At 47.9% G+C, this 24036-nt stretch carries 22 protein-coding genes; 2 read left to right on the top strand and 20 right to left on the bottom strand.

What is annotated here, in order from left to right:
• Positions 1 to 328: 328 nt before the first annotated feature.
• The 4 genes from nrdF to serC form a co-directional block, all read right to left on the bottom strand.
• Complete coding sequence (gene nrdF, locus RQP52_RS19415) at positions 329 to 1315, bottom strand: class 1b ribonucleoside-diphosphate reductase subunit beta (RefSeq protein WP_315953387.1); 987 nt, start codon at positions 1313 to 1315, stop codon at positions 329 to 331.
• Between the two features lie 22 nt (positions 1316 to 1337).
• The gene (gene nrdE, locus RQP52_RS19410) at positions 1338 to 3422 is read right to left on the bottom strand and encodes a class 1b ribonucleoside-diphosphate reductase subunit alpha (protein WP_315953386.1); all 2085 of its coding nucleotides are present in this window, start codon (positions 3420 to 3422) and stop codon (positions 1338 to 1340) included.
• Entirely contained in the window at positions 3409 to 3768 is a 360-nt protein-coding gene (gene nrdI, locus RQP52_RS19405) for a class Ib ribonucleoside-diphosphate reductase assembly flavoprotein NrdI (RefSeq protein ID WP_127457572.1), read from the bottom strand. Before nrdI ends, nrdE begins: the two co-directional genes overlap by 14 nt.
• Positions 3769 to 4406: 638 nt before the next feature.
• Entirely contained in the window at positions 4407 to 5495 is a 1089-nt protein-coding gene (gene serC / locus RQP52_RS19400; protein ID WP_315953385.1) for a 3-phosphoserine/phosphohydroxythreonine transaminase, read from the bottom strand.
• A 151-nt stretch (positions 5496 to 5646) separates the two neighbouring features.
• On the opposite strand from serC, the gene thpR reads away from it, so the two are divergent.
• Both thpR and RQP52_RS19390 read left to right on the top strand, forming a co-directional pair.
• Positions 5647 to 6255, top strand: a complete 609-nt coding sequence (gene thpR, locus RQP52_RS19395) for an RNA 2',3'-cyclic phosphodiesterase (protein WP_315953384.1) — start codon at positions 5647 to 5649, stop codon at positions 6253 to 6255.
• Positions 6256 to 6451: 196 nt separating this feature from the next.
• Positions 6452 to 7312: a DUF421 domain-containing protein gene (locus RQP52_RS19390; protein ID WP_315953383.1), complete on the top strand. Its 861-nt coding sequence runs from the start codon at positions 6452 to 6454 to the stop codon at positions 7310 to 7312.
• A 49-nt stretch (positions 7313 to 7361) separates the two neighbouring features.
• Here the strand turns inward: RQP52_RS19390 and RQP52_RS19385 are convergent, their stop codons facing one another.
• The 16 genes from RQP52_RS19385 to RQP52_RS19310 all read right to left on the bottom strand — a co-directional run bounded on the left by RQP52_RS19385 (position 7362) and on the right by RQP52_RS19310 (position 24035).
• Positions 7362 to 7982, bottom strand: a complete 621-nt coding sequence (locus tag RQP52_RS19385; RefSeq protein ID WP_315953382.1) for an NUDIX hydrolase — start codon at positions 7980 to 7982, stop codon at positions 7362 to 7364.
• Positions 7979 to 8500, bottom strand: coding sequence for a mismatch-specific DNA-glycosylase (locus RQP52_RS19380; RefSeq protein ID WP_315953453.1), 522 nt, complete (start codon positions 8498 to 8500; stop codon positions 7979 to 7981). Before RQP52_RS19380 ends, RQP52_RS19385 begins: the two co-directional genes overlap by 4 nt.
• 83 nt (positions 8501 to 8583) lie before the next feature.
• Entirely contained in the window at positions 8584 to 9816 is a 1233-nt protein-coding gene (locus tag RQP52_RS19375; RefSeq protein ID WP_315953381.1) for a DUF1501 domain-containing protein, read from the bottom strand.
• 14 nt (positions 9817 to 9830) lie between these two features.
• A complete protein-coding gene (locus RQP52_RS19370; RefSeq protein WP_315953380.1) occupies positions 9831 to 11138 on the bottom strand; it encodes a DUF1800 domain-containing protein in 1308 nt (435 codons plus the stop codon).
• A gap of 79 nt (positions 11139 to 11217) precedes the next feature.
• Positions 11218 to 12099 carry a malonyl-ACP O-methyltransferase BioC gene (gene bioC / locus RQP52_RS19365; RefSeq protein ID WP_315953379.1) on the bottom strand — a complete coding sequence of 294 codons (882 nt, stop codon included), beginning with the start codon at positions 12097 to 12099 and terminating at the stop codon, positions 11218 to 11220.
• Positions 12077 to 12823 (bottom strand): alpha/beta hydrolase, encoded by a 747-nt coding sequence (locus RQP52_RS19360; protein ID WP_315953378.1) that lies wholly within the window; start codon positions 12821 to 12823, stop codon positions 12077 to 12079. The genes bioC and RQP52_RS19360 overlap by 23 nt, the downstream gene beginning before the upstream one ends.
• Complete coding sequence (gene bioF, locus RQP52_RS19355) at positions 12823 to 14031, bottom strand: 8-amino-7-oxononanoate synthase (RefSeq protein ID WP_315953377.1); 1209 nt, start codon at positions 14029 to 14031, stop codon at positions 12823 to 12825. Before bioF ends, RQP52_RS19360 begins: the two co-directional genes overlap by 1 nt.
• A 13-nt stretch (positions 14032 to 14044) precedes the next feature.
• Positions 14045 to 15055 carry a biotin synthase BioB gene (gene bioB, locus RQP52_RS19350; protein WP_315953376.1) on the bottom strand — a complete coding sequence of 337 codons (1011 nt, stop codon included), beginning with the start codon at positions 15053 to 15055 and terminating at the stop codon, positions 14045 to 14047.
• 17 nt (positions 15056 to 15072) lie between these two features.
• On the bottom strand, positions 15073 to 15813 hold the full coding sequence (gene bioD / locus RQP52_RS19345; RefSeq protein ID WP_315953375.1) for a dethiobiotin synthase: 741 nt from the start codon (positions 15811 to 15813) through the stop codon (positions 15073 to 15075).
• Between the two features lie 8 nt (positions 15814 to 15821).
• Positions 15822 to 17171, bottom strand: a complete 1350-nt coding sequence (gene bioA, locus RQP52_RS19340) for an adenosylmethionine--8-amino-7-oxononanoate transaminase (RefSeq protein WP_315953374.1) — start codon at positions 17169 to 17171, stop codon at positions 15822 to 15824.
• 217 nt (positions 17172 to 17388) lie between these two features.
• On the bottom strand, positions 17389 to 17940 hold the full coding sequence (locus RQP52_RS19335) for an NADPH-dependent FMN reductase (protein ID WP_315953373.1): 552 nt from the start codon (positions 17938 to 17940) through the stop codon (positions 17389 to 17391).
• A gap of 209 nt (positions 17941 to 18149) precedes the next feature.
• Positions 18150 to 19574, bottom strand: a complete 1425-nt coding sequence (gene glnA, locus RQP52_RS19330; protein ID WP_127457793.1) for a type I glutamate--ammonia ligase — start codon at positions 19572 to 19574, stop codon at positions 18150 to 18152.
• Positions 19575 to 19812: 238 nt separating this feature from the next.
• On the bottom strand, positions 19813 to 20856 hold the full coding sequence (gene aroF, locus RQP52_RS19325; protein WP_315953372.1) for a 3-deoxy-7-phosphoheptulonate synthase: 1044 nt from the start codon (positions 20854 to 20856) through the stop codon (positions 19813 to 19815).
• Positions 20857 to 20986: 130 nt separating this feature from the next.
• Positions 20987 to 21502: a DUF2062 domain-containing protein gene (locus RQP52_RS19320; RefSeq protein ID WP_315953452.1), complete on the bottom strand. Its 516-nt coding sequence runs from the start codon at positions 21500 to 21502 to the stop codon at positions 20987 to 20989.
• A 60-nt stretch (positions 21503 to 21562) separates the two neighbouring features.
• On the bottom strand, positions 21563 to 22519 hold the full coding sequence (locus tag RQP52_RS19315; RefSeq protein WP_315953371.1) for a 4-hydroxy-3-methylbut-2-enyl diphosphate reductase: 957 nt from the start codon (positions 22517 to 22519) through the stop codon (positions 21563 to 21565).
• A 46-nt stretch (positions 22520 to 22565) separates the two neighbouring features.
• Positions 22566 to 24035: a sensor histidine kinase gene (locus RQP52_RS19310; protein ID WP_315953370.1), complete on the bottom strand. Its 1470-nt coding sequence runs from the start codon at positions 24033 to 24035 to the stop codon at positions 22566 to 22568.
• Position 24036: the final 1 nt, after the last annotated feature.

Genomic DNA, 24036 nt, shown 5'->3' with positions numbered 1-24036 from the left:
GGCTTGCACGTCACAAAAAATGAGCCTTATAAGGCAACAAATCCTCGGAGAGAACTACAGGGCGCTATTTTGGCAAATATCCGGCATGCCATGGAAGTAGAGGAACCACAGGGTCTTTTTTCCATGAAATAAGCAGAATTCCCCTAGAAATGGCCAAAATAGCGTACCATAGTTCCCTCCAGTTCTCTATGAAGTCACTTTTCGCTAGAATTGCGTCTCGTCATTCCCTTATGTTCCACCGTACCTTACCGCCAAAGGGTAACACCTCAACCACTCCAACCTTCTATAAGCCCAAAAAAAAGGCACCCAAGGGCACCTTTTTCAAACCTTAAAAAACAAAATCATCATCCGTCAAAGCTTCAACGTGAATCGTACGCACATACCCGTTCCCTTTTTTCGAGAAAAAGTCGTGCTGTTTCGTCTTCGTGCTGAGTCCGTTCAGAACAATCGGATTAATATCCTCTTCCGGGAACAACGGCTCTACCCCTAAGTTCATGAACGCTTTGTTAGCGTTGTAGCGCAGGAATGCTTTCACATCATCCGCTAGCCCCAGAGGACCATACAGGCTTTCCGTGTAGCCTTCCTCGTTCGCATGAAGCTCCTTCAGCAGCGCAGACAACGTCTCGTAAGCCTCATCTTGCTCAACAGGGCTAAGCTCTGCGTAAACTTCCTGAGCCAATACACCAATGTACAGACCGTGAATACTCTCGTCGCGTAAAATCAAATCAATGATTTCCCCGCTGCTTGTCATTTTACCCTGTCCGGCCAAATAAAGCGGGTAATAGAAGCCGCTGTAGAACAAGTAACTCTCCAGCAAAACCGACGCTGCCATCGCTAAGTAAAGCTCTTTGGTCGTCGTAATATTCTCATAATAATGGGAAATTTTATTCGCTTTGAACTGCAGATAAGGATTCCGCTCTACCCATGCGAATAGCTCATTAATCTCTTCTGTCGTCGACAGTGTCGTGAAAATAGAGCTGTACGATTTCGCATGAATTTGCTCCATCATGCCCATGAAGCTGAGCACCGCTTTGCGCTGCAGCCCGTCGACATGCTCAAGAATCTTCGGCATGCCAACGCCGCCTTGCATCGTATCGAGCAGCGTAAGGCCGCCCAGTACCTTCATGTAGAGCTCACGTTCAGCCCCGCTCAGCGTGATCCAGGACATTTTATCGTCAGACAATGGAATCTCTTCATCCGTCCAGAACTGCATAATGTTCTGATTCCAGAAGGTTATCGTGAAATCATCATCAGGCCGGTTCCAGTTCACCGCTTTTTTGACGATTGGCTGATTAATGGTAGTTGCCGTGCTCATCTATGTTCAATCCCCTTCCCAATTACACCGAACAGCTGACACATTCCTCAACGGATAGCTGATTCGTTCGCGTGTAGTAGAGCGATTTAAGTCCTTTGTGTGCCGCATACAGATACAATCTAGCAAGTTGTCTCGTAGACACATCACTATTTACGTGCAAAATAGTTGAAATGCCTTGATCCACATGCGTTTGAATTTCCGCAATCAGATCGAGAATTTTGAATTGATCCATTTGATACGCGGATTTGTAGTAAAAATAATTGTCGCGAGCCATGAATGGCATCGGGTAGTATGTCGTTGAGTTCGCATATGTACGAGTCTCGATCGGTTCTACAATCGGCATTACGCTCGAAGTTGAGTTTTGGATATACGAAATACTTTGTGTTGGCGCAACAGCCAAACGGTACGCATGGTACAAACCGTGCTTCTGGACTTCATCTTTCAGCTTGCCCCAGTCACTTGGTGACGGGATCTCCATCCCTTCGAACAGAGCCTTCACTTTATCCGTAAGCGGACGGTAATCTGTTTCTGTGTAACGGTTAAAATAAGCGCCATTCGCATATTCAGACAGCTCAAACCCTTCAAAGACCTGCCCTTTCGCTTTGGCAATTTCCATACTTTTTTCGATCGAATAGTAGTTCATCGCCATGAAGAACGTGCGGACGAAATCCTTCGCTTCATCGCTTTCATAGCTGATTTTGTTTTTCGATAGATACCCGTGCAGGTTCATGACTCCCAGACCAACGGAGTGCAGCTCACGATTCGCTTTAGCCACGCCTGGCGCATTGCTGATCGTCGTCATGTCACTCACTGCTGTCAAAGCCGTCATGCCTTCATGAACGGTTTCACGCAATTTCTTGTGCCCCATCACATTCGCAATGTTCATGGAAGCCAAGTTACAGCTGATATCACGCAGAATCACATCATCTTGACCGTAATCATTGATTTCCGATGTTTCTTGCAATTGGAAAATCTCTGTGCAGAGATTGGACATTTTGATCGTTCCGATCCCTTTCAGAGCATGATCCCTGTTCGCGTTCGTACGATTCATCATATAAGGATAACCGGATTCCAGTTGCGTTGTCGCAATTTTGATCAGCATGTCACGCGCGCTCATCACGACTTTTTTCTTCACTTTCGGGTTCGCTAAGAGTTCATCGTACATCTCATCAATATCTAGGTCATCCAGATGCTTGCCGTAAGCTTGCCACACCGTATAAGGCGCGAAAACATGAAGAGGTTTGTTCTCTTCGGCCAGCTTGTAGAACTTATTCGGTACGATAAGACCGATGGAAAGTGTTTTCAGACGCGATTTCTCATCTGCATTAATTTTCTTGCTATCCAGGAACTCCATAAGATCCCAGCCGAAAATGTTATAATAAGCCGCTCCGGAGCCTTTGCGCTGCCCCATTTGATCCGCGTAGGAGAACGCATCCTCCATCAGCTTAAGAACAGGCATAATCCCTTTGGCTGCGCGTTCTACGCCTTTGATAGACTCACCGCGCCCGCGAAGTTTGGACAAGTTAACGGCTACGCCGCCGCCAATTTTGGAAAGCTGCATGCATGTCGCCAGCACATAGTTAATCGAGTTGAGAGAGTCATCCATCTCCAGCAGGAAGCAGGAAACCATCTCGCCACGGCGGCTTTTCCCTGCGTTCAGGAATGTCGGCGTCGCCGGCTGCAAACGCTGTTCCATCATCGACACAGCAAGTGTACTAGCCGTCTCAACGTTACCGCGCCCCAAGTAAAGCGCTACAATCGCAACGCGATCCGGGAAATGCTCCAGGTACAAGGATTTATCGTCACTGCGCAAAGCATAATCTGTATAGAATTTCGAAGCTGCCATGTAGGAGGCGAACTCAAACTGATGATCGTGGGCCACTTGATAAACTTGATTTACTTCTTCTGATGTGTAGTACTCATAGACATTCTCATAATAGTTGTTATCAATCATATAACGAACTTTTGAAGAGGTATCGGGGAAAGTGAGGCTTTTACTGTGAACATCCTGCATAAAAACTTCAACAGCTTCTTTATCCTTCTCTAGTTGAAAAAAACCATCCGCTCCGCGTTGCATTAATAAATTATTCAGCTCAATGTGCCGCAATTGCATGTACCCCCTGAACAAATCGTTCTACATCATTTTTGGTGCCGGATAACTCAAACTTCGTTAACACAGGCACATCATACAGTTGTGAAATGGTGTCTGCGCTTTTGGCAAACCCGTCTCCCCAGTTGCGGTTGCCGCTTGCTGCCACTCCGATCAAATTGGAGGCGTTCGTTTCCAGGAAGGAACTTACCTTCTCTGGAACTTGGCCAAATCCGGTTGTGTAGGTAACGAGCACGAATGGCTCGTCCACTTTCAACGCTTCCTCGATTTGGATCGCCGGCATTTGAAGTTTGTTAATAAATCGGCGAACATTCCCCGTTTTCGAATCGTAAGCAATCAGCATGGGCTCCGTCTCCTAACATTTCTATCATTGGTTCAAACATTCTCGTACTTGTGTCAGTCTTATGTAGATAACCTATATGTAGTTAGTAATATAAATCTTACCGTCCATCCATATCTAGTATTGTCCTCTGTCTCATCGACAAAATAAGCGAATTTCCGCAAGCAGGAAAACGGCTGAAAATAGCGGTAAATCGGGTGTTTTCCCGGTATTACGCGGTATTTCCGCTGCGAATTCAGGAGTTGCCGAATTCGCTTTTTCCCACGACATCTAGTTGATAGATTCAAATTTATATCAATATATTGTGTTTGTCAACGTGTATTATGACACATTTCTGAGCCCGAAATAGGCAAACCCAGACGGGGCGTGGCTCGAGAGGATTTGAAAAAATATTTTCATTTTAGACTTGAAATTTTCACATTTGTCGAAAGGAACTTCGCCTGGAATCTCTTCTTTCACCCTACTAGATCTAGTTCCGCCCCCCCTCTCAGAAGAAGCCTCTCAAACCGTCTCAGAGGCCATCTTAAGACATTGTAAACGGCGAACCGCCCCTTCTATCCTGCGACAAAAAAAAGCTATCCACGCGCACACGAGGGTGCCATGAATAGCTCATTGATTTAGCTCATTGATTTCGTTCGTTACTAGCCGTTGCGTTTTTGGAAATCAATCATGAAATCTGCGAGCGCTTTGCAGGAAGCGTAAGGAACCGCATTGTAGGTAGATGCTCTCAAGCCGCCTACACTGCGATGGCCTTTCAACCCGACAAACCCGTTCTGCTCGGTTTCCTTGATGAATTTCTTCTCCAGCTCTTCATCCTGCAAGCGGAAAGTAATGTTCATTGCCGAACGGCTGCCCTTATCGACAGGACCACGGTAGAAACCGCCGCTTTGATCGATTGCGCTGTAGATCAAGCCTGATTTCTCCAGATTGTTCTTCTCGATAACAGCTAGTCCGCCTTGTTCCTGAATCCATTTCAGTACAAGGTTCACCATGTAGATGGAATACACCGGAGGCGTATTGTACAGGGAATTGTTTTTGCCGTGAATGTCATAACGAAGCATGGTCGGGATTGTTTTCGGCAGGTCCTGCAGAAGATCTTCTTTGACGATGACAACCGTCACGCCGGATGGACCTAGATTTTTTTGGGCACCGGCATAAATCATGCCGAATTTCGATACATCAACCGGACGGCTCAAGATATCGCTGGACATATCCCCGATAAGCGGCACATTGCCTGTGTCCGGGTAGCTTTGGAACTGAGCGCCTTCGATCGTTTCATTGGAAGTCAAGTGGAGGTAAGCGGAATCGGGATGAATGTTGATTTCACTGAGATCCGGAATTTTCATGAATTTGTTCTCTTTGGAGCTGGCAGCAATCGATACTTCTCCGAAAAGGCCTGCTTCCTGTACCGCTTTCTCAGCCCAAGCGCCAGTCAGCACATAGCTGCCCACTTTGCCCGGCTTCAAGAAATTCAAAGGAATCATAGCGAATTGCGTACTTGCTCCACCTTGCAGGAACTGTACTTGATAACCGTCAGGAATAGCAAAAATTTGCTTCAATAATTGCTGCGTTTCCGTATGTACTTGCTCGTACTCCGCGCTGCGATGCGAAATTTCCATGATCGACATGCCGATACCCTTAAATTCGACAAGTTCCTCTTGCGCTTTCTGCAAAACTTCGAGCGGTAATGCCGCAGGCCCTGCGTTAAAGTTATAGGCCCGATTTCCCATGAATGACCACACCTTTGCTTTTGTATTATGGCTATGATAGCAATATTCTCCTCATGCATCAAGTAAAACCTTAGTTGGCAATGCTAGTTGAAGCAGGAAACCGGAACCAGGATACACCGACATAAAAAGCCAAAAAGGAGTCCACACTCGCATGCATCCTTCCGCTCATTCGACAAAAGCGCTTTCAACACCGTCCGACACGTACCGGCTTTTTGTCGGCATCCAGCTCCCGCAAGACACGCAGCGGGAGCTGGCTCTCATGGCAGCCGCCCTCAAAGAGCGGCTGCCTTTCCAGAAGTGGACGCATCTGCAGGACGTCCACGTCACGTTATGCTTTCTCGGCGACGCATCCGCCGAGAAAGCGGAATCGCTGGCGCACGACCTGCGCCAGCTTGCAGCAGCTGCGCTGCCGCTGACCCTACACGCCGAGGGGCTCGGCGTGTTCGGACCTCCGGCAGCGCCGTCGGTGCTGTGGGCGGGCGTCGCCGGCGACCTGGACGCGCTGGCTGCGCTGCAGCGCGAGGTCGCGGGCGCCTGCGCCCGCCATGGCTTTCAGGCCGAGGCTCGCGCCTACCGGCCGCATCTCACGCTAGCCCGCCGCTACCGGCTAGCGGCGGAACCGTTCTCGCGCGCCTCCCTGGCAGGCGCGCCTTCGCTGCCCGCGTGGCGGGTAGAGGACATCGTCCTCTACCGCAGCCACTTGGGCCGGCAGCCTTCGTATGAGCCGCTGGGCGTTTTTCCTTTGGGCCCCGGCGTATAACTTCCATTATTTTCACAAATAATGTATAAACTTGCCTACTTTTTCTGATTGCCTATTGCTGCTGACATCATCCTGGTGTAGTTCCCAATATTTCCGCAAGCCGAATATTTCGCTCAAATAGCGCCCTGTAGTTCCATCAAACCCGGCAACTACTGCCTGCCGCCAAGTTCTTTTTGAAACGTAAGGAGGAAATCACATGCCCGATGCTTATGAAGTCATCGTACGCACCCTTTTAGCTGTAATCGTATTGTTCATCATGACCAAGATTCTTGGAAAAAGACAAGTGTCCCAACTATCTCTGTTCGAGTACATCACGGGCATTACCATTGGAAACCTGGCTGGAGCGATATCCTTAGATATCGATTCGAAATGGTACCTCGGTCTAATCTCGTTAACCGTTTGGATCGCGTGTTCGCTGGGCATTGAACTATTACAGCTTAAAAGCAAAAAAATGCGCGATTTTATTGACAGTAAAGCCACCGTACTCATTAGAGACGGGAAGGTTTTAGAAGATAATTTAAAAAAAGAGCGGCTCACCACGGATGAACTTATGGAACAACTGCGCAAGCGGTCGGTTTTCAAAGTAGCGGATGTTGAATTTGCGATTATGGAGCCCAGCGGTGAAATTAACGTGTTGCTGCATCGGGAGAATTTACCGCTCACTGCGAAGCATTTGGGCATCAAGGTTGCACCGGAGAAAGAGCCGCAAGCCGTCATTATGGACGGTGAGATATTAGATGAAGCGTTAGCAACTCTTTCATTTAACCGGGGATGGCTGAAAACGGAGTTGGACAAGGTCGGGGTAACGGTCGAAAATGTTTTTCTAGGGCAAGTCGATTCGTACGGCCAATTGTATCTTGATTTATTTGACGATAAGATCAACGTTCCCATACCGCAGGAAAAAGCTACTCTCTTCGCGACTCTGAAACAGATCGAAGCAGACCTGATGTTATACGGACTGACAACCAACAATAAACAAGCCAAAGCGATGTACGAGCAATGCTCCAAGCAAATGGAGGATATTCTCGATCAGCTTAAGCCTATATTGATGCGATAATATCAGAATGCTCCCCGCCGTGGCTATACGACTGGGGAGCATTTTTGTTTTAATCGAGCAGCACCTGTGATGCCGGGCCGCTTGCAAGCTCTATCATCCGTTTGACCTGCTCGACCGTATTCCGCTCAATTGATAGAGGCGGCAGCTCCTGTTCGCCGAAAAAGCCGACTTCGGTCGTTTCCAAACTGACCTCTAGCGCCTCACCGCCGACCAATTCGCATAAGATAAATATTTTGTAGACGTAGTTGGGGGCAGGCGGGTGTGCATGGCACTTCTTGTCCAGAATCGCCAGCAAACGCACAGGCTTGACTTGGTAACCGGCTTCCTCACGCGTCTCTTTGACAGCGACTTCGCTCGGTGTGTAGCCAATATCCGCCCAACCGCCTGGCAAAGCCCAAGCGCCGTCGGCTCTTTCCTTCACAAGGAGCACTTTGTTCTCCTTCAGAACAACCGCCCGAATATCGACCTTCGGCGTCTGATACCCCGTATCGCTGGCGAATAATTCCGTCACTTTGTCAATCGGAGTGTCCGTGAAGTGGCTCATCATCTCCACGCTAATCTTGCGCAGCGCCTCGTATCGCTCCAAATCATAACCGTTCTCGCCGTAAGCAAGCCCGGCTTGACTAATCGCTTGAATTTCTTTAGCCCATTGCAGCCATGGAATATTCATCCCTTACCCAACTCCATCCCGATAAATGTTTTAATTCCGGTATAGATAGCGACCATTTCTTCCAATTTCATTCGAACGAGCCCGCTGGAAGAGGGACATACGTACTCTACTACGCCTGGTACGATGGGATCTGGCTGGCTGCCCCAAGCCATCCCTCTGCGTCCGCTATACTGCTCATAAACCCCTTTGCCTACAAAACATACAACCCTTGGCTGCATGTTTTGTATCTTCTCCCTGAGAATGATGCGGCCTTGTCGGTACTCCTCAGGCGTTATTTCAGCAGCCGTCAGTGAGGGTCTCGCCACGATATTCGTAAACCCGTAGCCAAGTTCAAGCAGGTCTTGATCTTCCTGCGGCTTATAGAGCCGAGGCGTTAATCCAGTTTGAAATAATATGCGATAAAAGCGATTGTTCGGATTCGCATAGTGATGGCCGGTTTCACCCGATCGAATACTAGGGTTATATCCCACAAAAAGGATAGATAAATGCTCCTTCAAATGATCCGAGATCGGTTTTATATCCACCATCCTTCAGCACTCCTTCCATGCTTGTATCACTTTGTCTAACTATTTTCACTACTTCAATTAGGTTACCACTTTCCCTATATAAACTTCAACGATTCATAAGGTTTCCCAAGTACGGCCGAAGCATCTCCTTTTAACCAATGATCCACCAACGTACTGTACACAGAGCGGAAATCAACCTCATATTTCAAATCCCCGTTATCCAAATTGCTTAAACTCGGGTAAGCGCCATAGAGACCGCCTTTCACTTTCCCGCCAATCACAAACATCGGTGCTGCCGTGCCGTGATCCGTACCGCCACTCCCATTTTCCTTCACACGACGCCCAAATTCGGAAAACATCATAATAGCAACCCGATCCTGCAGACCTTGTGCCTCCAAATCCTTATAAAAAGCTGTCAGACCCTGATCCACCTGTGTCAAAACCCTGGCATGCTGCTCCTTTTCATCGGCATGATCATCGAAACCGCCAACTTGGACATTAAATACGCGCGTTCCCGACTTTCCCGCCAGCAGCTTGACAACGAGTTGAAGATCACTGGCAAAATTCGTTTTGGGATACTCCACTTTGTTGGCATAAGAGGCTGTTAAAGATTGTATGGCTTCAACGCTTTTATAAGCTTCATACCCGCGCCCCGAAACGACCCGCAGCTGTTCCATCTGGTTCTGATCGCTATACATATCCAAAAAAGCTTTGGTTATCCGATTCTTATCCATCATCGGCGTTTTGGGATCGATCACATGATACGATTCCAGCGATTGAATGACGGGAAAGCTCATCTTATCCGAGGCAAAAGCTTTGCTGCCCGCCGCACCGACCTGAACCGCTTTAAGCGGATTCGCATTATCGCGCAGCGAAGACTCTATATAGCGGGCCAACCAGCCGCTCCGGCTAATTTTCGCAGGCTCTGCGGTCTGCCAAATTTCCATGGAACGGAAATGGGAATGATCCGGCTCCGGGTAACCGACGCCTTGAATGATCGCCATGTTTCCGTTTTTAAAAAGGTCAGAGAGCCCTGATAGGCTAGGATGTAAGCCTACTTGATGATCAAGCGCAAGCACGTCCTTTTGCTGATAGGCTAATGTCGGCCTTGAATCGTAATATACGCCTTGCCCATATGGAATCAGCGTATTTATGCCGTCATTGCCTCCGCTAAGCTGCACAACAACCAGCACCGGCTCGTCGACATCGTCACTGGCTCCCCCGGCGAATATCGATCTGCCTGTTTCTGTAAACAAAATGCCGCCAAGGCTTAACGTAGCAAACATCGCGGTCCCTTTCAGCAGAAATTCCCTTCTTGTCAATTTCATGGCCTTCACCCCCGTTATTTCATTTGCGCTTCCGGACTAATCAAAAGGAGCTGCACCAAGCCTCGTAAACCGGCATTTTTCTGCTTTGTATGTAAGAGGGTATCTTCCACATAAGCGCTTAAACCTTTCATCGTCTTATCAGACAGTTGAGTGATTCCCAGACGCTGACTCCACAACTTCACCCATTCCTCCGGCCTTTCCGCCTGCTTCGGCGCAGTGCCCACCAGCTTGTTGTTCATTTGCGCAGCCATGGACTCAGCGAATTGATACCTCGCGAGCAGCAAATTGGTGTTCAGCCATGATGCACCGCCTCTCCAGCCTGCAACGTCCGGGGGTGAAAACAGTTCCTGCCCCATTTTCCTCATCGCTTGCGCATGCCCTTTGGCCACATGCAGCTGCATGGTTTTGAGAATGCCAGCAACATAATCAGCCGGTGTTTTAATAAGGGATAACCGCAAATCGGGGTTATAGAAGTCATCCGACATGAACAGCTCGTGAAGCACTTCTCCGATTGTCGCCTTCTCAGTGATCAGCTTTGCCACTTGCTGTACCCAGCTGTCTGAAGGATTGTCTGTGGCGAAATATTTGAGCAATTTCAAGGCCAGAAAGGTAGATAACGACTTTTGATGAAAAATAATCTCAATAGCCTCATCACCGTCGAGATTCCCCTTCTCACCGAGCAGCGTTTTCGAATCATTGTCATGTTGTTTGGGATTAAACGCCACTTTGTTCTCCTTCTCATTATAGGTCCAGCCTGTGAAAGCCCTTGCCGCTTCCTTCACATCCGTTTCGGTATATTGACCAATTCCTAGTGTAAAAAGCTCCATCACTTCACGCGCATAGTTTTCATTCGGTTTGTTTTTCTTATTGCGATTCACATCAAGCCAGATCATCATAGCCGGATCTTTGCCGATAGCGAGTACCAGTTCCTTATAATTGCCTAATGCATACTTCCGGAACAGCTCATTTTGCTGAACCATCAGTGTGACATTCTTGACCTTGTAATTTGCTGTCGCAAAATGTCCATGCCAAAACAACGTCATCTTCTCAATCAACGGCGCGCTGGAATTCACCATCCGGTATAACCAATACATTTGCTGATCGCCAAGCTGTAACGGATCCAGAGCTTTTTTGCTGTCTGCGTTTAACTGATCAAAAGGTGTCAGCGCCGCCGTTTCGGTCAATGCTTCTCCTGCGATAAGCCGACGCACCGTCTCTTCACGCCCCAGCGCCACACAAGCGTTAACTTCCCCCTCTGCCCCTCCAAATCCGGCCCGAAGCAATAAATGAACAACCTCTGTGTTCGTCCAAGTTACTCCCATGATTTCCCTCCACGCCTAATTTTCCATACCTTAGCACATAAATGTGTCAAAAGTATGTAGGAACAAAAAAGATAGAAACTCAGAACTTGTCTGAATCTCTATCTTTATTAGGAACCTTCGCTTGCATCATCAAAAGCTCATAGGTAGCTGAAACGCCCCCTAATACGCTAAACTTCGTCACATACGCTTTGTACATATCGACGAACAAACGCCGTCTGCCAATGCCGGGCGCAACCGCTGCTTCTGATGTGCTGGCTCCCATTGCTTTAACTGCATGCAAAAAATCCTTTGGCGTCGGATACGTTTCTACGTGGAGCAAGCGATCTTCATGAATGTGCGTGTGCGTAAAGCCGCTGTCAACAAGCATTTCTCTCCACCCTGCACCGGATTGAAAAGTCAGCCCGTGCCGCTGCGGCTGCTGTCCGTTCTGTCGGTACGCTTCCATGAAAGACTCATGCAGCTCATAAAATGTTGTCGGCCCGAATGTCGTAAACACCAACACGCCGCCCGGACGAAGAAGACGCCGAAGGTGCTGAAGCGTCTGTTTCGGCTGCTGCAGCCACTGAAAGCAGGCGCCGGAGACGATCAGATCGAACGAAGCTGGCGGTGCGGTTGCCGACCACTTCTCCACATCGCCATGGATGAATCTTATGTCCCTGTCAGCTGGCTGACTGCCTCGAACACGCTGCTCAGCCGCCCGAAGCATGCCAGGTGCAAGGTCCAGCGCGGTAATCGACGCTATGGGGTACTTTTCAACTAAGCCACTCGTCACAATGCCTGTGCCACAACCAATCTCAAGAATGCTGCCTACTCGCGCTGGTGTACTCTTTCTTGTAACATCCAACACCCCGAGAGCTTCTGCAAGCTGCTCAGCCATCATTTTCTGTACATTGGCATGTTCATCATAAGATCCTGCAGAACTCCGATTGAATTGACGTTCAATTTCCATACTGCTGTTCATCGCGCCACCGCCTCATTTCCGCAGCGATCTCCTCTTCCCTTCCTACAAACGGTGCATGACCGCAATCAGGAATGGCATATAAATGAACGCGAGACAGTCCCGCTGCAAGCTCTTCCGCCCCTTTGTAAGGGCATATTCGGTCTTCCCTACCATGGAACAGAAGCACCGGACACACAATTTCCGAGAGTACTGCGCTGACTTCCACTTTCCGCAAAATTTGAAGTCCTGCCAGCAGAGAGGGAGCTGTCCACGTACCCATTCGAGGAAGTTTGTCGCTGATTCCTAACTCCAACTCTGTTTCCGTCCACAAAATTTGGCGAAAATTGGTTTCAACTGCAAGCGCATCCTGCATAGTGGCCTTCATCATCTGCCGCACATAAGCATCAGGCTGACCAAAATGGGCCTCATCTTTAGAACGAATAAAACGTGCCGTAGCTGCAAATAAAATGAGACCGTCCGCAAGACCTCTAGCTGCTAAATGGAGCGCCAGCAATCCGCCAAGCGACCATCCGCCAATAAAAAGAGGTCTATGTAGCGCCGATATTTTCCATTTCCTTACCATTTGCTCGGTGTTCGTCAACAAAGCTTCCGGCGTTTCAGCTTCGCTAAAGTTGAGATACACATGCTGATATTCAGGCAGCGTCTTACAAAGTTGATCAAACACCTCGGGCGGCATACTCCACCCAGGCAACCAGACGATCGTTGCTCTCTTCTCTAGTGTCATCATCCCATCACTCCAAGCTGCAGCCCTACTTCACGAATACACGCCGCTGCATCCCGCAGTTCTTTATCTGTATGGGCTGCGGATAAGGAGAAGCGGATACGAGCTGTCCCTTCTTGAACCGTCGGTGGCCGGATCGCCACCGCTGCGATGCCTTTCTCTTCCAACGCAGCGCTGAAGCGCAAGGCAGTCTCATTATCGCCGACGATCATCGGCACGATAGGAGAATCGCCGATTCCAACGAGGAAGCCGGCCTTTTGCAGATGAGATCGAAAAGAACGACTATTGGTATGCAGCCGTTCACGCCGCCAGTGTTCCTGCTGCACAAGCACTAAAGCTTGAGCAATGCCTGCGACCAGCGCAGGCGGTATCGCCGTTGAATAAATAAGCGTACGCGCCTTGTTTACGAGAAAATCAATGAGCATCCGGCTCCCGCACACATACGCTCCATAGGCGCCGAAGGCTTTGCTGAACGTTCCCATATGGATGTCCACCTCATCCTTGACCCCACGTATATGGCATAATCCCTCGCCATATCTTCCATAAATTCCTCCGCTGTGCGCTTCGTCCACCATCAACATCGCTCCATACTCATGCTTGAGCAGGATGAGATCTTCCAAGCGGGCCTGATCTCCGTCCATGGAGAAGACCGCATCCGTAACGATCAGCTTTCGCTTCCTGTCGCGGTGTTTGTGCAGTAACGCTCCCAAATGCTCCATATCGTTATGCCGGTAACGGGCCAACTCCGCCCGGCTCATTAGAATACCGTCCACAATGCTGGCATGATTCAGTTGATCGCTAAATACTACATCATCCCGGCCAACCACGGCTCGGATAACTCCTGTGTTTGCCATATACCCATTGGCAAATACAAGGGCTGCTTCGCAGCTCTGCCAATCGGCAATGGCTGCTTCCAGTTCCGTATACGCAGACCGGTTGCCAGTCACAAGGCGGGATGCCCCCGCGCCAACCCCTTCCTGGAGCAGTACCTCTCGCATCGCTTCAATCATCGCAGGATGCTGGGACAGCCCAAGGTAGTCGTTGCCGGACAAGTTGAGCAAGTTCGGCAGGTTGGGCTCCCTTGTTCCGTGGAACATGCGCCCAGGAAACCCTGAAATCGCCGAACTTGCCCGCAAGGATCGTTTCAAGGAGGCTTCGTCCAGAGAGGCTAGTTCCTGTTCCATCCATTTTAAAGAAGATTCCGCACTCATTGTCCGTACCACCTTACAAAGCGTTAAGTTCAATCTCAAAACCCAAATCTTCAATCATTTGGTGATCCACACCAATCGATTGACCTGCCGTTGTCAGATAATCACCGACAAATAGCGAATTGGCCGCATACAGCGACATAGGCTGCAATGTACGGAGATTTACTTCACGGCCTCCCGCTACACGAATTTCTTTGGATGGACAGATGAAACGGAATAAAGCGAGCACTTTCAAAGCCTTCATCGCCGGAGTGCGGCCTGCATGCTCCAATGGCGTTCCAGGAATGGCATTGAGGAAATTAATTGGTATCGAATCGCTGTCCAGATCACGCAGCGCATAGGCCATTTCCACAATTTCTTCATTGGTTTCGCCCATCCCGATAATGACGCCGGAGCAGGGGGACATGCCGTATGTCTTGACTTTTTCCACCGTTTCAACACGCTGATCGTACGTATGGGTCGTCGTTATCGATGGGTAGTTCGCTTTGCTCGTATTGAGATTATGGTTGTACCGATGTACACCTGCTTCTTCAAGCCGCTGCGCTTGCTCGTCCTTCAAAATGCCTAGGCAAGCGCAAATTTTTAGCGGCATTGTTTCACGAATCTCTTTCACGGCATCCACGACTTGCGCCAATTCCTTGTCGGTCGGTCCCTTGCCTGCCGCTACAATGCAGTATGTTCCGGCTTTACGCGCCATAGCTTCACGTGCGCCGGCAAGCAGCGTATCTTTATCAAGCAAGGTATATTTACTTACCGGCGCCGTAGAAACAATCGATTGCGAGCAATAGCCGCAGTCCTCGGGACAGAGTCCGCTTTTCGCATTAATAATCATGTTCAATTTGACCTTTTTGCCGTAATAGTGCTTTCTTACTTGAAAAGCGGCTTGCAGCAGCGGCAACACCTCATCATCGCTTGCTTCGAGCACAGCCAGCCCTTCTTCTTCCGTCAAACGTTCGCCGTTTAATGCTTTTTGGGCCAACAAAGGCCACTCCTTATGGGTTGAAATGATGTTCATATTCAAGTTCATGTTCTCCTCCTTGGCGTTCATCGGGGCACAATTTTTAGCGCTTTTTTGATCGGCGCAAGTTGAATGGATTTTCTAGCTGTATGTATGAAAAGATCTGTATGAACCTCAGCAGGCAAAAAAGGAAACCGGCCGAGAACGGGAAGACCGCTATACTGCTCGATAAGCTCCGCGTTTGTGACAACGCTCGGATCGTTTTGAATGTCTTGATCATCACAGTCATTTAAGATAACGCCTAGAATCGGGATTCTATGCTGCGATAAAAAAGCTGCCGTCAAAATCGTATGATTAATTGTGCCTAGTCCGGAACGGGCAACAATCAGTGCAGGTATTTGAAGCTCTGCGATCAAATCCACTATCAGAGCATCATCGTTCAGCGGAACGGCCACGCCTCCTGCGCCTTCGATCAGCAGGGCATCGTATCGCTCGATAAGCGGTTTGCCCGCGGCGATCAGCTCCTGCAGCGTTAAGGTCACGCCGGCAAGTCTGGCAGCAAGCATTGGAGCCAGCGGCGCTTCAAATGTGTATGGCGCAACGGTATCCGGCTGCTCTTTTATCCCTGTTAGCTGCAACAACCGCTCTGCATCCGTTTCACCACTGCCCAGGCCTGCGCCTGATTGTACGGGCTTCCACACGCCTGCTTGGCAGCCGTCCGCACGAAGCGCCGCTGCTATGGCAGCTGTCACCATCGTTTTGCCGACTCCTGTGTCCGTACCTGTGATGAACAGTCCCCGCATCGGCTCCTCGTTGTCTTTGTTCATCGTCCACCTCATCCTTCCGTGACCTGAATAATGGATGCCGCCAAAATCTCCGTCATCGTTCCAAGCTCAGCCTCTGTGCTGGCTAATGGCGGGATGAAAACAATCACATTGCCCAGCGGCCGCGTCAGCATGCCAAGCTCTCTGGCTTTCTGGCTCGTTCGCACGCCAATTCGCTCTCCCCACTCGTACGGTTCTCGTGAACCTTTATCACGTACAAGCTCGATTCCGATCATCAGCCCTTTCTGCCGGATTTCACCGACGTGCGGTCTATCTTTAAGCGCCGCTAGTTTATTTGCAGTAAACACTGCCTTAGAACGAACACCCTCCAACATGTTCCTCTCCTCAAAAAGCCTTAAGCTGGCCAAAGCTACCGCACAACCGAGCGGGTTTCCCGTGTAAGAATGTCCATGGAAAAAGGTTTTCTGCTCCTGATAGTCCGCATAAAAGGCGCCATAGATTTCATCCGTCGCCAGCGTTGCCGCTACAGGCAAGTAGCCGCCTGTGAGTCCTTTTCCCACCACCATCAGATCCGGTGTTACGTTTTCCAAATCACAGGCAAACATTTCCCCCGTCCGACCGAAACCGGTCGCTACCTCGTCGGCAATGAGCAGCACGTCATGCTCACGGCAAAGTTCAGCCATCTCGCTTAGGCAGCCTTCCGGCATCACGACGATTCCACTGGCTCCTTGGACTATCGGCTCCACAATAAGCGCCGCAATCTCATCTGCCCTTGCTTCTAGCAGGTCTCGCAAAGCATGTATCGTCGCTTCTTTGGCTCCCTCCGCCCCCCCTTCATGCCGATAAGCATAGGGGTAAGGGATGACATGCGACTGGAACAGCATGGGGCGAAACACGTCATGATAGAGCGGAATTGCTCCAACGCTCACAGCGCCTATTGTATCTCCGTGGTACGCTTGCCCCATTGTGATAAAAGATTTTTTATGACGGCGCCCCTTGTTATGCCAATACTGGAAAGCCATTTTAATCGCGATCTCCACTCCGGTTGCTCCAGAATCCGAATAAAACACTTTGTTTAATCCACTTGGCGTGATATCTACAAGCCGCTCAGCCAGTTCAATGGCGGGGATATTAGCCATACCTAGCAAGGTTGAATGAGCAACAAGCTCCAATTGGTTCGCAATGGCTTGGTTAAGCTCCGGTACATGATGTCCATGAACGTTTAGCCAAACAGACGAAAATCCATCGTAATACGCGCGTCCTTGGACATCATAAAGTCTAACGCCCTCTCCACGCTCAATGATGAGAGGATCCTCGTTATTGTAGTCTTTCATTTGTGTAAAAGGATGCCAGACGTGCGACTTGTTGAGATTCGCAAGTCGTTCGTAGGACTTTGACACGACATTCCCTCCTAAACAGAATTTATTGTTAACCTTAAATTATATATTTAGGTTAACAATAGATAGTGGTCAGTTTAGCAGATCATTACATCATTGTAAACACATTTTCATTCATCGTGGTTAACAATTAAAAAAAGAGCAATACAAAGCGTCTGAACGCTTGCATTACTCTTTTTAAATATAATATGTGAATTTAAATCATTTCTTGTCGAACAAGCTATTGTCGAACTTTCAATACGGTTGTCAAATCGAGGAAGGCATTTAGGACACGTCGCACGCGTTTATCGACATCCGGATGAATATCGCTGTAAGCCACTCCTGTTTGAAAACTTTTACGCTGATCGCCGCCAATGGAAATCCACTCAGGGCAGTTAATGCCGTGAAGATTGCGCACGATAGTTTGCAGTTGAGTGAGCGAACTGACAGCTACAGCACCGCCCGATGAACTGACGGAAAGAACGGCTTTATTATTAAAATGGTCTTGTCCCAGATGATCCAGTGCATTTTTCAGAACACCAGAGATTCCGCTATGATATTCAGGCGTCGCTAACACGATACCATCCGCTTCATGCATCGCAAGCTTCAGATTTTCAAGTGCTTCATGACCGCCATGAGCATCGTCCGGTGAATAAAACGGTATCGGTGTTTTGTTCAGATCAATAAGCGTGGCTTGATGTCCATGTGATTGAACCAAGTGTTGAATGTACTCCGTGAGTCTTGTACTTGTAGCTGCTTGTTGATTGCTTCCTGCAATTAAGGTGATTCTCATTATATATCTTCCTTCCCAGCGTTGGAATAATAAAGAATAAGAAATGATTTGATTGATGCTTTTATTATACATGGTTTTCATTAAATTTCCAGGATTAGATTATAATAATTATTAAAAAGGTATTATTCTCAATTAAAAAAAGCCACCCCCACCATGGAAAACCATGGTAGAAGCAGCTCATCTTTATAAACGATATAAGTGCTAAGGAATTAGCAATCGAAGTACAGGTTGTACTCGTGCGGGTGAATGCGGATTGCAACTTGTTTCGCTTCGCCACGTTTCAATTCGATGTAGTTATCGATGAAATCTTGTGTGAATACGCCGCCTTCTGTCAAGAATTCGGAATCAGCTGCAAGAGCATCAAGAGCTTCGTCTAATGTACCTGGAACGCTGCGGATTTCAGCTTTCTCAGCATCAGACATTTCATAGATGTTTGTATCGAAAGGACCGTATCCAAGTGCACGTGGATCGATTTTCTTTTTGATACCGTCAAGACCAGCCATCAACATTGCTGCGAAAGCAAGGTATGGGTTAGCTGTGCTGTCCGGTGTACGGAATTCGATACGACAGCCTTTAGGTGTTACAGCCGCGATTGGAATACGAACTGCTGCGGAACGGTTACCTTTGGAGAATACAAGGTTAACCGGTGCTTCGTAACCAGGAACCAGACGTTTAAAGGAGTTTGTGCTTGGGTTCGTGATGGCAATCAACGCAGGAGCGTGGTATAGAATACCGCCAATGTAGTTGATAGCAAGTTCACTAAGGTTAGCGTAAGCACCTTTTTCGTAGAACAGTGGGTTGCCTTCGTTGAAGATAGACATATGAACGTGCATACCGCTACCGTTGTCGCCAAACAGCGGCTTAGGCATGAAAGTAGCAACTTTACCATATTCTCTAGCAGTGTTAGCAACGATGTATTTGTATTTGAGCAGGTTATCTGCTGTTTTAGTTAAAGTGTCAAAACGGAAGTTGATTTCAGCTTGACCAGCTGTTGCCACTTCGTGATGGTGACGTTCGATGCGAAGACCTGCGTCAGCAAGTTTGTTACACATTTCGGAACGAATGTCTTGTTGAGAATCGATTGGAGCTACTGGAACGTAACCGCCTTTAACTGGAACTTTATAAGCAAGGTTACCGCCTTCTTCTTTGCGGCCAGTGTTCCAACCAGCTTCTTCGGAGTCAACTTCGAAGTAAGACTTGTTCATGCCATTTTCAAAACGAACATCGTCAAAGATGAAGAATTCGGATTCTGGTGCGAAGAATGCTGTCGTACCTACACCAGTTGTTTGAAGATATTCTTCTGCTTTTTGTGCGATACTGCGTGGATCACGATCATAACGTTCGCCTTCTGGCGTATGGATGTTGCTCATAATGATCAATGTTGGGTGAGCTGTGAAAGGATCTACATAGGCAGTTTCCGTATCTGGCATCATTACCATGTCAGATTGTTCAATACCACGGAATCCTGGGATGGAGGAACCGTCAAAAGCTACGCCGTTTACAAATGTTTCTTCATCTACTTCAGAAGCTGGCAAAGAGATATGCTGTGCTTTACCGGAAAGACCTACGAAACGAAAATCTACCCACTCAATATTTTTTTCCTTGATAAGGTTCAACACGTTTTGAACTGACATTTAAAAAACCCTCCCATTTCCGTACATTCAACGTACTTTACATGATTAATGTTCAACTTTTTGTTGTTATCTTGCACATATTATATAGCGATTAAGCTTTCACAGTCAATACTTATGTCAGGTATTTTTTATTTATGTGTAAGCTATGCTCACACTATTTCACAGACTTTTCTTATATACAAATAAAGGAAACGAGTTTCTTCCTATATAGAAGAAACTCGTTTCCTTGAACATATGATTATGCCAGAATACCTTCTTTCTTCGTGTCGAACTTTTTGCCAAGTAATGGTGCAAGCTTCTCTAAATCTACGAGCAAGTTTGCAAATTGGTCTGGGAACAGCGATTGTACGCCGTCACCGGTCATGGAGTTGTCCGGATCCGTATGCATTTCGATGATCAAACCGTCCGCGCCTGCAGCAACAGAAGCTTTCGTCATCGGAACGACCAGTTCTCTGCGACCTGTACCATGACTTGGATCAGAAATGACAGGAAGATGGCTAAGCTGTTTAAGGACTGGAATAGCAGATAAATCCAATGTGTTACGTGTGTAAGTTTCGAATGTTCGGATTCCGCGCTCACAGAGCATAACATTCGGGTTGCCGCCGGCAAGAATGTATTCTGCTGCATTCAGGAATTCGTCATAGGTGGAGCTGAATCCGCGTTTCAACAGAACCGGCGTTTGAATCGTTCCCAGCTTGCGAAGCAGGTCAAAGTTTTGCATATTCCGTGTGCCGACTTGCAGGATATCTGCATACTGTGCGCACACATCTACGTATTCAGGAGTCATAACTTCTGTAATCGTAAGAAGTCCATGCTTTTTGCCCGCTTCAGCCATCATGATCAAACCTTCTACGCCTACGCCTTGGAAGCTGTAAGGTCCTGTTCTTGGTTTGAATGCGCCGCCGCGCAGCACTTGACCCCCAGCCGCTTTCACCAAACGGGCGATTTCATCGATTTGCTCCGGTGTTTCCACGGCGCAAGGTCCGCCCATAACGACCAACTGCTCGCCGCCAATTTCCACGCCTTTAATGTTGATAACTGTATCTGCCGGATGGAAGTCACGGCTTGCTAGTTTGTATGATTTCGAAATTTTCACGACTTGTTCCACTCCTGACATTTGGCGCAGTTGTTCTGCTAATTTGGGATCTGCTTGACCGATAATACCGATGACCGTGCGATCTTCACCTTTGGAAACGTGTGCTTGCACACCTTGCTTCTCGATAAATTGGACGATTTCTTGAATACGCTCGTCAGACGTTTTGTTAGAAGTAACGGCGATCATGATATACACGCTCCTCATTTATATGGGTTGTTCCACTTAAACACTTCAACGCTTGTTCGCTTCTACGCTTTTAATCACTAAAGTAAATATACAACGCTTGACGAAGATTCGTCAAGCGTTAATTTATTTGCTATTCTTCTTGCTTAGAAGGTGCTAGCTGATCCTTGCGGAGTCTGCGTTTCTCTTTGCGACGATTTGTATGGTGTTTGAGGAAGAGCACGACAGGGAAATAAGCAATAATACCGAGAATGGTTCCAACCACCATCCCACCAACAATCAAATCCAAACCGCTTCGGATAATATTGGATAAGACATGAGGCAGATGATGAATCAGATACACCTTGACATGCTTCGGTACCAGCCAATCTCCGACCTGCTTATTGAGTATTGAGAACGGAAGATAAATCACTTTGCCGAATACAAACCCAATTAATGCCGCAGGCAGATTAGCTCTTAACAAATAGACCAAAGGAAAAATAAGAACGAATGCAAATCCAGCTGTAGGCAGAGTAAACATTTCTATAGCCAGACCAATTGAAAAGCCGCGCGCTACCTTAGAAGGGCCGCCTTTGGCACGTAAAAGAAGTAAATATTTGTACCTAAACCAGCGTTTGCTGCTTTTCCAATCGTAGCGAGTTTTCATCATTTTCACCTTCTGAGTGCTCTGCATGCTGGTCACAATCCCGCCCTGTGGAATAAATACGAATTACTCACTGCTGGCTGCTTTGGACTTCACAGCCGGAATGAGCTTCTTCATATTAATAGTACGTGTAACTGCCCAAGTGGTTTCATCTTTCGGATCGTAACTTTCCAGGTAAGAAATGACTTCTTTGGTAATTGGAGTCGGCGTCGAAGCCCCAGAAGTCACCCCAACTTTTCGGACATGGGTTAACCATTCACGATTCAATTCAGTGATATCAGCTATTCTATACGCCTTGACTCCAGCAATTTCCTCTGAAACTTGCGCTAAGCGGTTGGAATTATTGCTTTTGGGGTCTCCGACAACGATAACCAGATCGGATTCTTTGGCTTGCTCTGCCACAGCTTCTTGTCGTACCTGCGTTGCAAGACATATCTCATTATGAATTTCGGCCTTAGGGAACAGCTCTAAGAGACGATTCATGATGTGCCTGATATCCCATTGGCTCATGGTTGTTTGATTCGTAATGATGATTCGCTCTGACTTAATGCTCAAACGATCAGCCTCTTCCAGCTTCTCAATAAGATGCACAAGGCCAGGGGCAACTCCTACGGCGCCTTCCGGCTCTGGATGCCCCTTTTTACCAATATAGATAACTTCATAGCCGTCTGCTACTTTTTCGCGAATTAAATCGTGCGTTTTTGTCACATCTGGGCACGTTGCGTCGACAACCGTCAAACCTTTGTCTCTTGCTCGTCTTCGAACCTCGGGAGAAACGCCGTGCGCCGTGAAAATGACAGTACCTTTTTCAATTTGCTCCAAAATTTCCAGACGGTTCTCACCGTCCAGTGTAATGACGCCCTCTTCTTTGAAGAAATCGGTGACATGCGCATTGTGCACAATCATACCTAATATATAAATTGGTCTTGGAAGATTTAAATTTTTTGCAGTTTGCATAGCCAATGCCATCGCGTCTACGACACCATAACAGTAGCCTCTTGGAGAAATTCGTACGACTTCCATGCCTTCCACCCGCCTACATCATCTGTTTTCCTTTTATTATAACGGATTACACAGGTAGAGGAAAGTTAGCCGGCAACCATATCATAAAAGTACTGCCTTCATCTTTGCGTGTCGTCACTTCAACGGACCCGCCATGCTCATCAATAATCCATTTGGCAATCGATAAGCCTAGCCCTGTACCCGTGGTTAACCCTCTGGATAAGTCGGCACGATAGAATCTGTCGAAAATATGCGGGATATCTTCTTTGTCCATTCCAATCCCCGTATCTGCAATTTGAATGCCGATAAAATCATTCGTCCGCGACACTTGAATCGACACGGTCCCGACCGGCGTATACTTAAATGCATTTTCAATGAAAATAAACAGCAGCTGCTGCAAATAATCACGATTCCCCTGTACGATGGCATGGTCCAGAACTTCCAGATCACCCACATGCCATTCCGCTGTATGCTCTAACAACTGCGCCCTTCTCACAACTTCCTGCACGAGCGGCAGCATTTCGACAGGATGCTTCTCCATAACAACTCCCGCATCTGCTCTGGCAAGCGCGAGAAGATCGTTCACGAGCCTGCTCATCCGCTGCGCTTCTCCGGCAATGTCGTGCATCGCTTCCAGCGACATTTGCATCTGTTCCGGTGTGGCGAGCTCGGTCCCCGAGGTCTTCTTCCACATTTTCTCCAAAAGGTCCACATTTCCTCGAATCGTCGTCAGCGGTGTTCTCAACTCATGAGAAGCGTCTGATACGAATCTACGCTGTGCACGATAGGCTTCATCCAGCTCCAGATAAGTAATCTGGATGCGTGAAAGCATACCGTTGATCGTTTGGGTAAGCCGGCCGATTTCATCAAGCGGCCCTTGGTACTCAATTCGCTTCTCCAAATCGTCTCCGCTTCCTATTTGATTGGCGGCATCAATCACGCGTTCAATCGGCTGAAGCGCCTTGCGCGATAGAAACCACCCGAGCGAAGCAGCAACGATAATTGTAAACACTGCCCAGAACATGAGCGTATACTTAAGGGTAACGGCCGTTCTCTCATAGCTGCCAATAGGGACCGCAGCTTGAAGAATTCCGATTAGATTGCTGGCTTGATCATAGATGCCTTGGTAATAGATGAGGAAATCCTGCTCAAGCACTTTGGTTTTTTGAAAAAAACCATCGGCATCCCCCTTCAACTTATCAATGCTAGAAGCATCAAGAGGCAAAGCTACGTTATAAAATTGCAGATTAGCCGAGCGATTATAGCTTTTGAGATTCACATTATATAATTGCAGGAACGTATTTGTAGAATAGAAATCTCTGTTCTCCAATTCTAATTCCACGACAAGCCCCTTTTGTGAAAGGGCGATGCTTTTCTGAATACGCAGAGAGGTATTCCCCGCTTCCCGTTTCAAATCCTGACGGATCTGATCGTACAAAAAGTAATTCAAGAAAACGTACAGCACGATCCCGAATAGCAGCATCGTTAATGCCAAAACACCTGAATACCAAAGCGTCAGCCGCAAACGAAGCGACATA

Origin of the sequence: Paenibacillus violae (assembly GCF_032461945.1) — a bacterium.
Taxonomy (GTDB): Bacteria; Bacillota; Bacilli; order Paenibacillales; family NBRC-103111; genus Paenibacillus_E; species Paenibacillus_E violae.
Note: the sequence above shows the minus strand (reverse complement) of the source record. Positions and strands in the feature narration are given on the sequence as shown.

What these genes read in the sequence shown, in the direction of transcription:
- RQP52_RS19375 (WP_315953381.1), bottom strand. Translation starts at nt 9,816, where the DNA reads ATGAAATTGACAAGAAGGGAATTTCTGCTGAAAGGGACCGCGATGTTT.
- thpR (WP_315953384.1), top strand. Translation starts at nt 5,647, where the DNA reads ATGCATCCTTCCGCTCATTCGACAAAAGCGCTTTCAACACCGTCCGAC.
- RQP52_RS19370 (WP_315953380.1), bottom strand. Translation starts at nt 11,138, where the DNA reads ATGGGAGTAACTTGGACGAACACAGAGGTTGTTCATTTATTGCTTCGG.
- bioF (WP_315953377.1), bottom strand. Translation starts at nt 14,031, where the DNA reads ATGAGTGCGGAATCTTCTTTAAAATGGATGGAACAGGAACTAGCCTCT.
- RQP52_RS19335 (WP_315953373.1), bottom strand. Translation starts at nt 17,940, where the DNA reads ATGAGAATCACCTTAATTGCAGGAAGCAATCAACAAGCAGCTACAAGT.
- RQP52_RS19385 (WP_315953382.1), bottom strand. Translation starts at nt 7,982, where the DNA reads ATGAATATTCCATGGCTGCAATGGGCTAAAGAAATTCAAGCGATTAGT.
- RQP52_RS19390 (WP_315953383.1), top strand. Translation starts at nt 6,452, where the DNA reads ATGCCCGATGCTTATGAAGTCATCGTACGCACCCTTTTAGCTGTAATC.
- serC (WP_315953385.1), bottom strand. Translation starts at nt 5,495, where the DNA reads ATGGGAAATCGGGCCTATAACTTTAACGCAGGGCCTGCGGCATTACCG.
- RQP52_RS19315 (WP_315953371.1), bottom strand. Translation starts at nt 22,519, where the DNA reads ATGGAAGTCGTACGAATTTCTCCAAGAGGCTACTGTTATGGTGTCGTA.
- RQP52_RS19360 (WP_315953378.1), bottom strand. Translation starts at nt 12,823, where the DNA reads ATGACACTAGAGAAGAGAGCAACGATCGTCTGGTTGCCTGGGTGGAGT.
- nrdF (WP_315953387.1), bottom strand. Translation starts at nt 1,315, where the DNA reads ATGAGCACGGCAACTACCATTAATCAGCCAATCGTCAAAAAAGCGGTG.
- bioD (WP_315953375.1), bottom strand. Translation starts at nt 15,813, where the DNA reads ATGAACAAAGACAACGAGGAGCCGATGCGGGGACTGTTCATCACAGGT.
- glnA (WP_127457793.1), bottom strand. Translation starts at nt 19,574, where the DNA reads ATGTCAGTTCAAAACGTGTTGAACCTTATCAAGGAAAAAAATATTGAG.
- bioC (WP_315953379.1), bottom strand. Translation starts at nt 12,099, where the DNA reads ATGAACAGCAGTATGGAAATTGAACGTCAATTCAATCGGAGTTCTGCA.
- nrdI (WP_127457572.1), bottom strand. Translation starts at nt 3,768, where the DNA reads ATGCTGATTGCTTACGATTCGAAAACGGGGAATGTTCGCCGATTTATT.
- bioB (WP_315953376.1), bottom strand. Translation starts at nt 15,055, where the DNA reads ATGAACTTGAATATGAACATCATTTCAACCCATAAGGAGTGGCCTTTG.
- aroF (WP_315953372.1), bottom strand. Translation starts at nt 20,856, where the DNA reads ATGATCGCCGTTACTTCTAACAAAACGTCTGACGAGCGTATTCAAGAA.
- RQP52_RS19310 (WP_315953370.1), bottom strand. Translation starts at nt 24,035, where the DNA reads ATGTCGCTTCGTTTGCGGCTGACGCTTTGGTATTCAGGTGTTTTGGCA.
- RQP52_RS19320 (WP_315953452.1), bottom strand. Translation starts at nt 21,502, where the DNA reads ATGATGAAAACTCGCTACGATTGGAAAAGCAGCAAACGCTGGTTTAGG.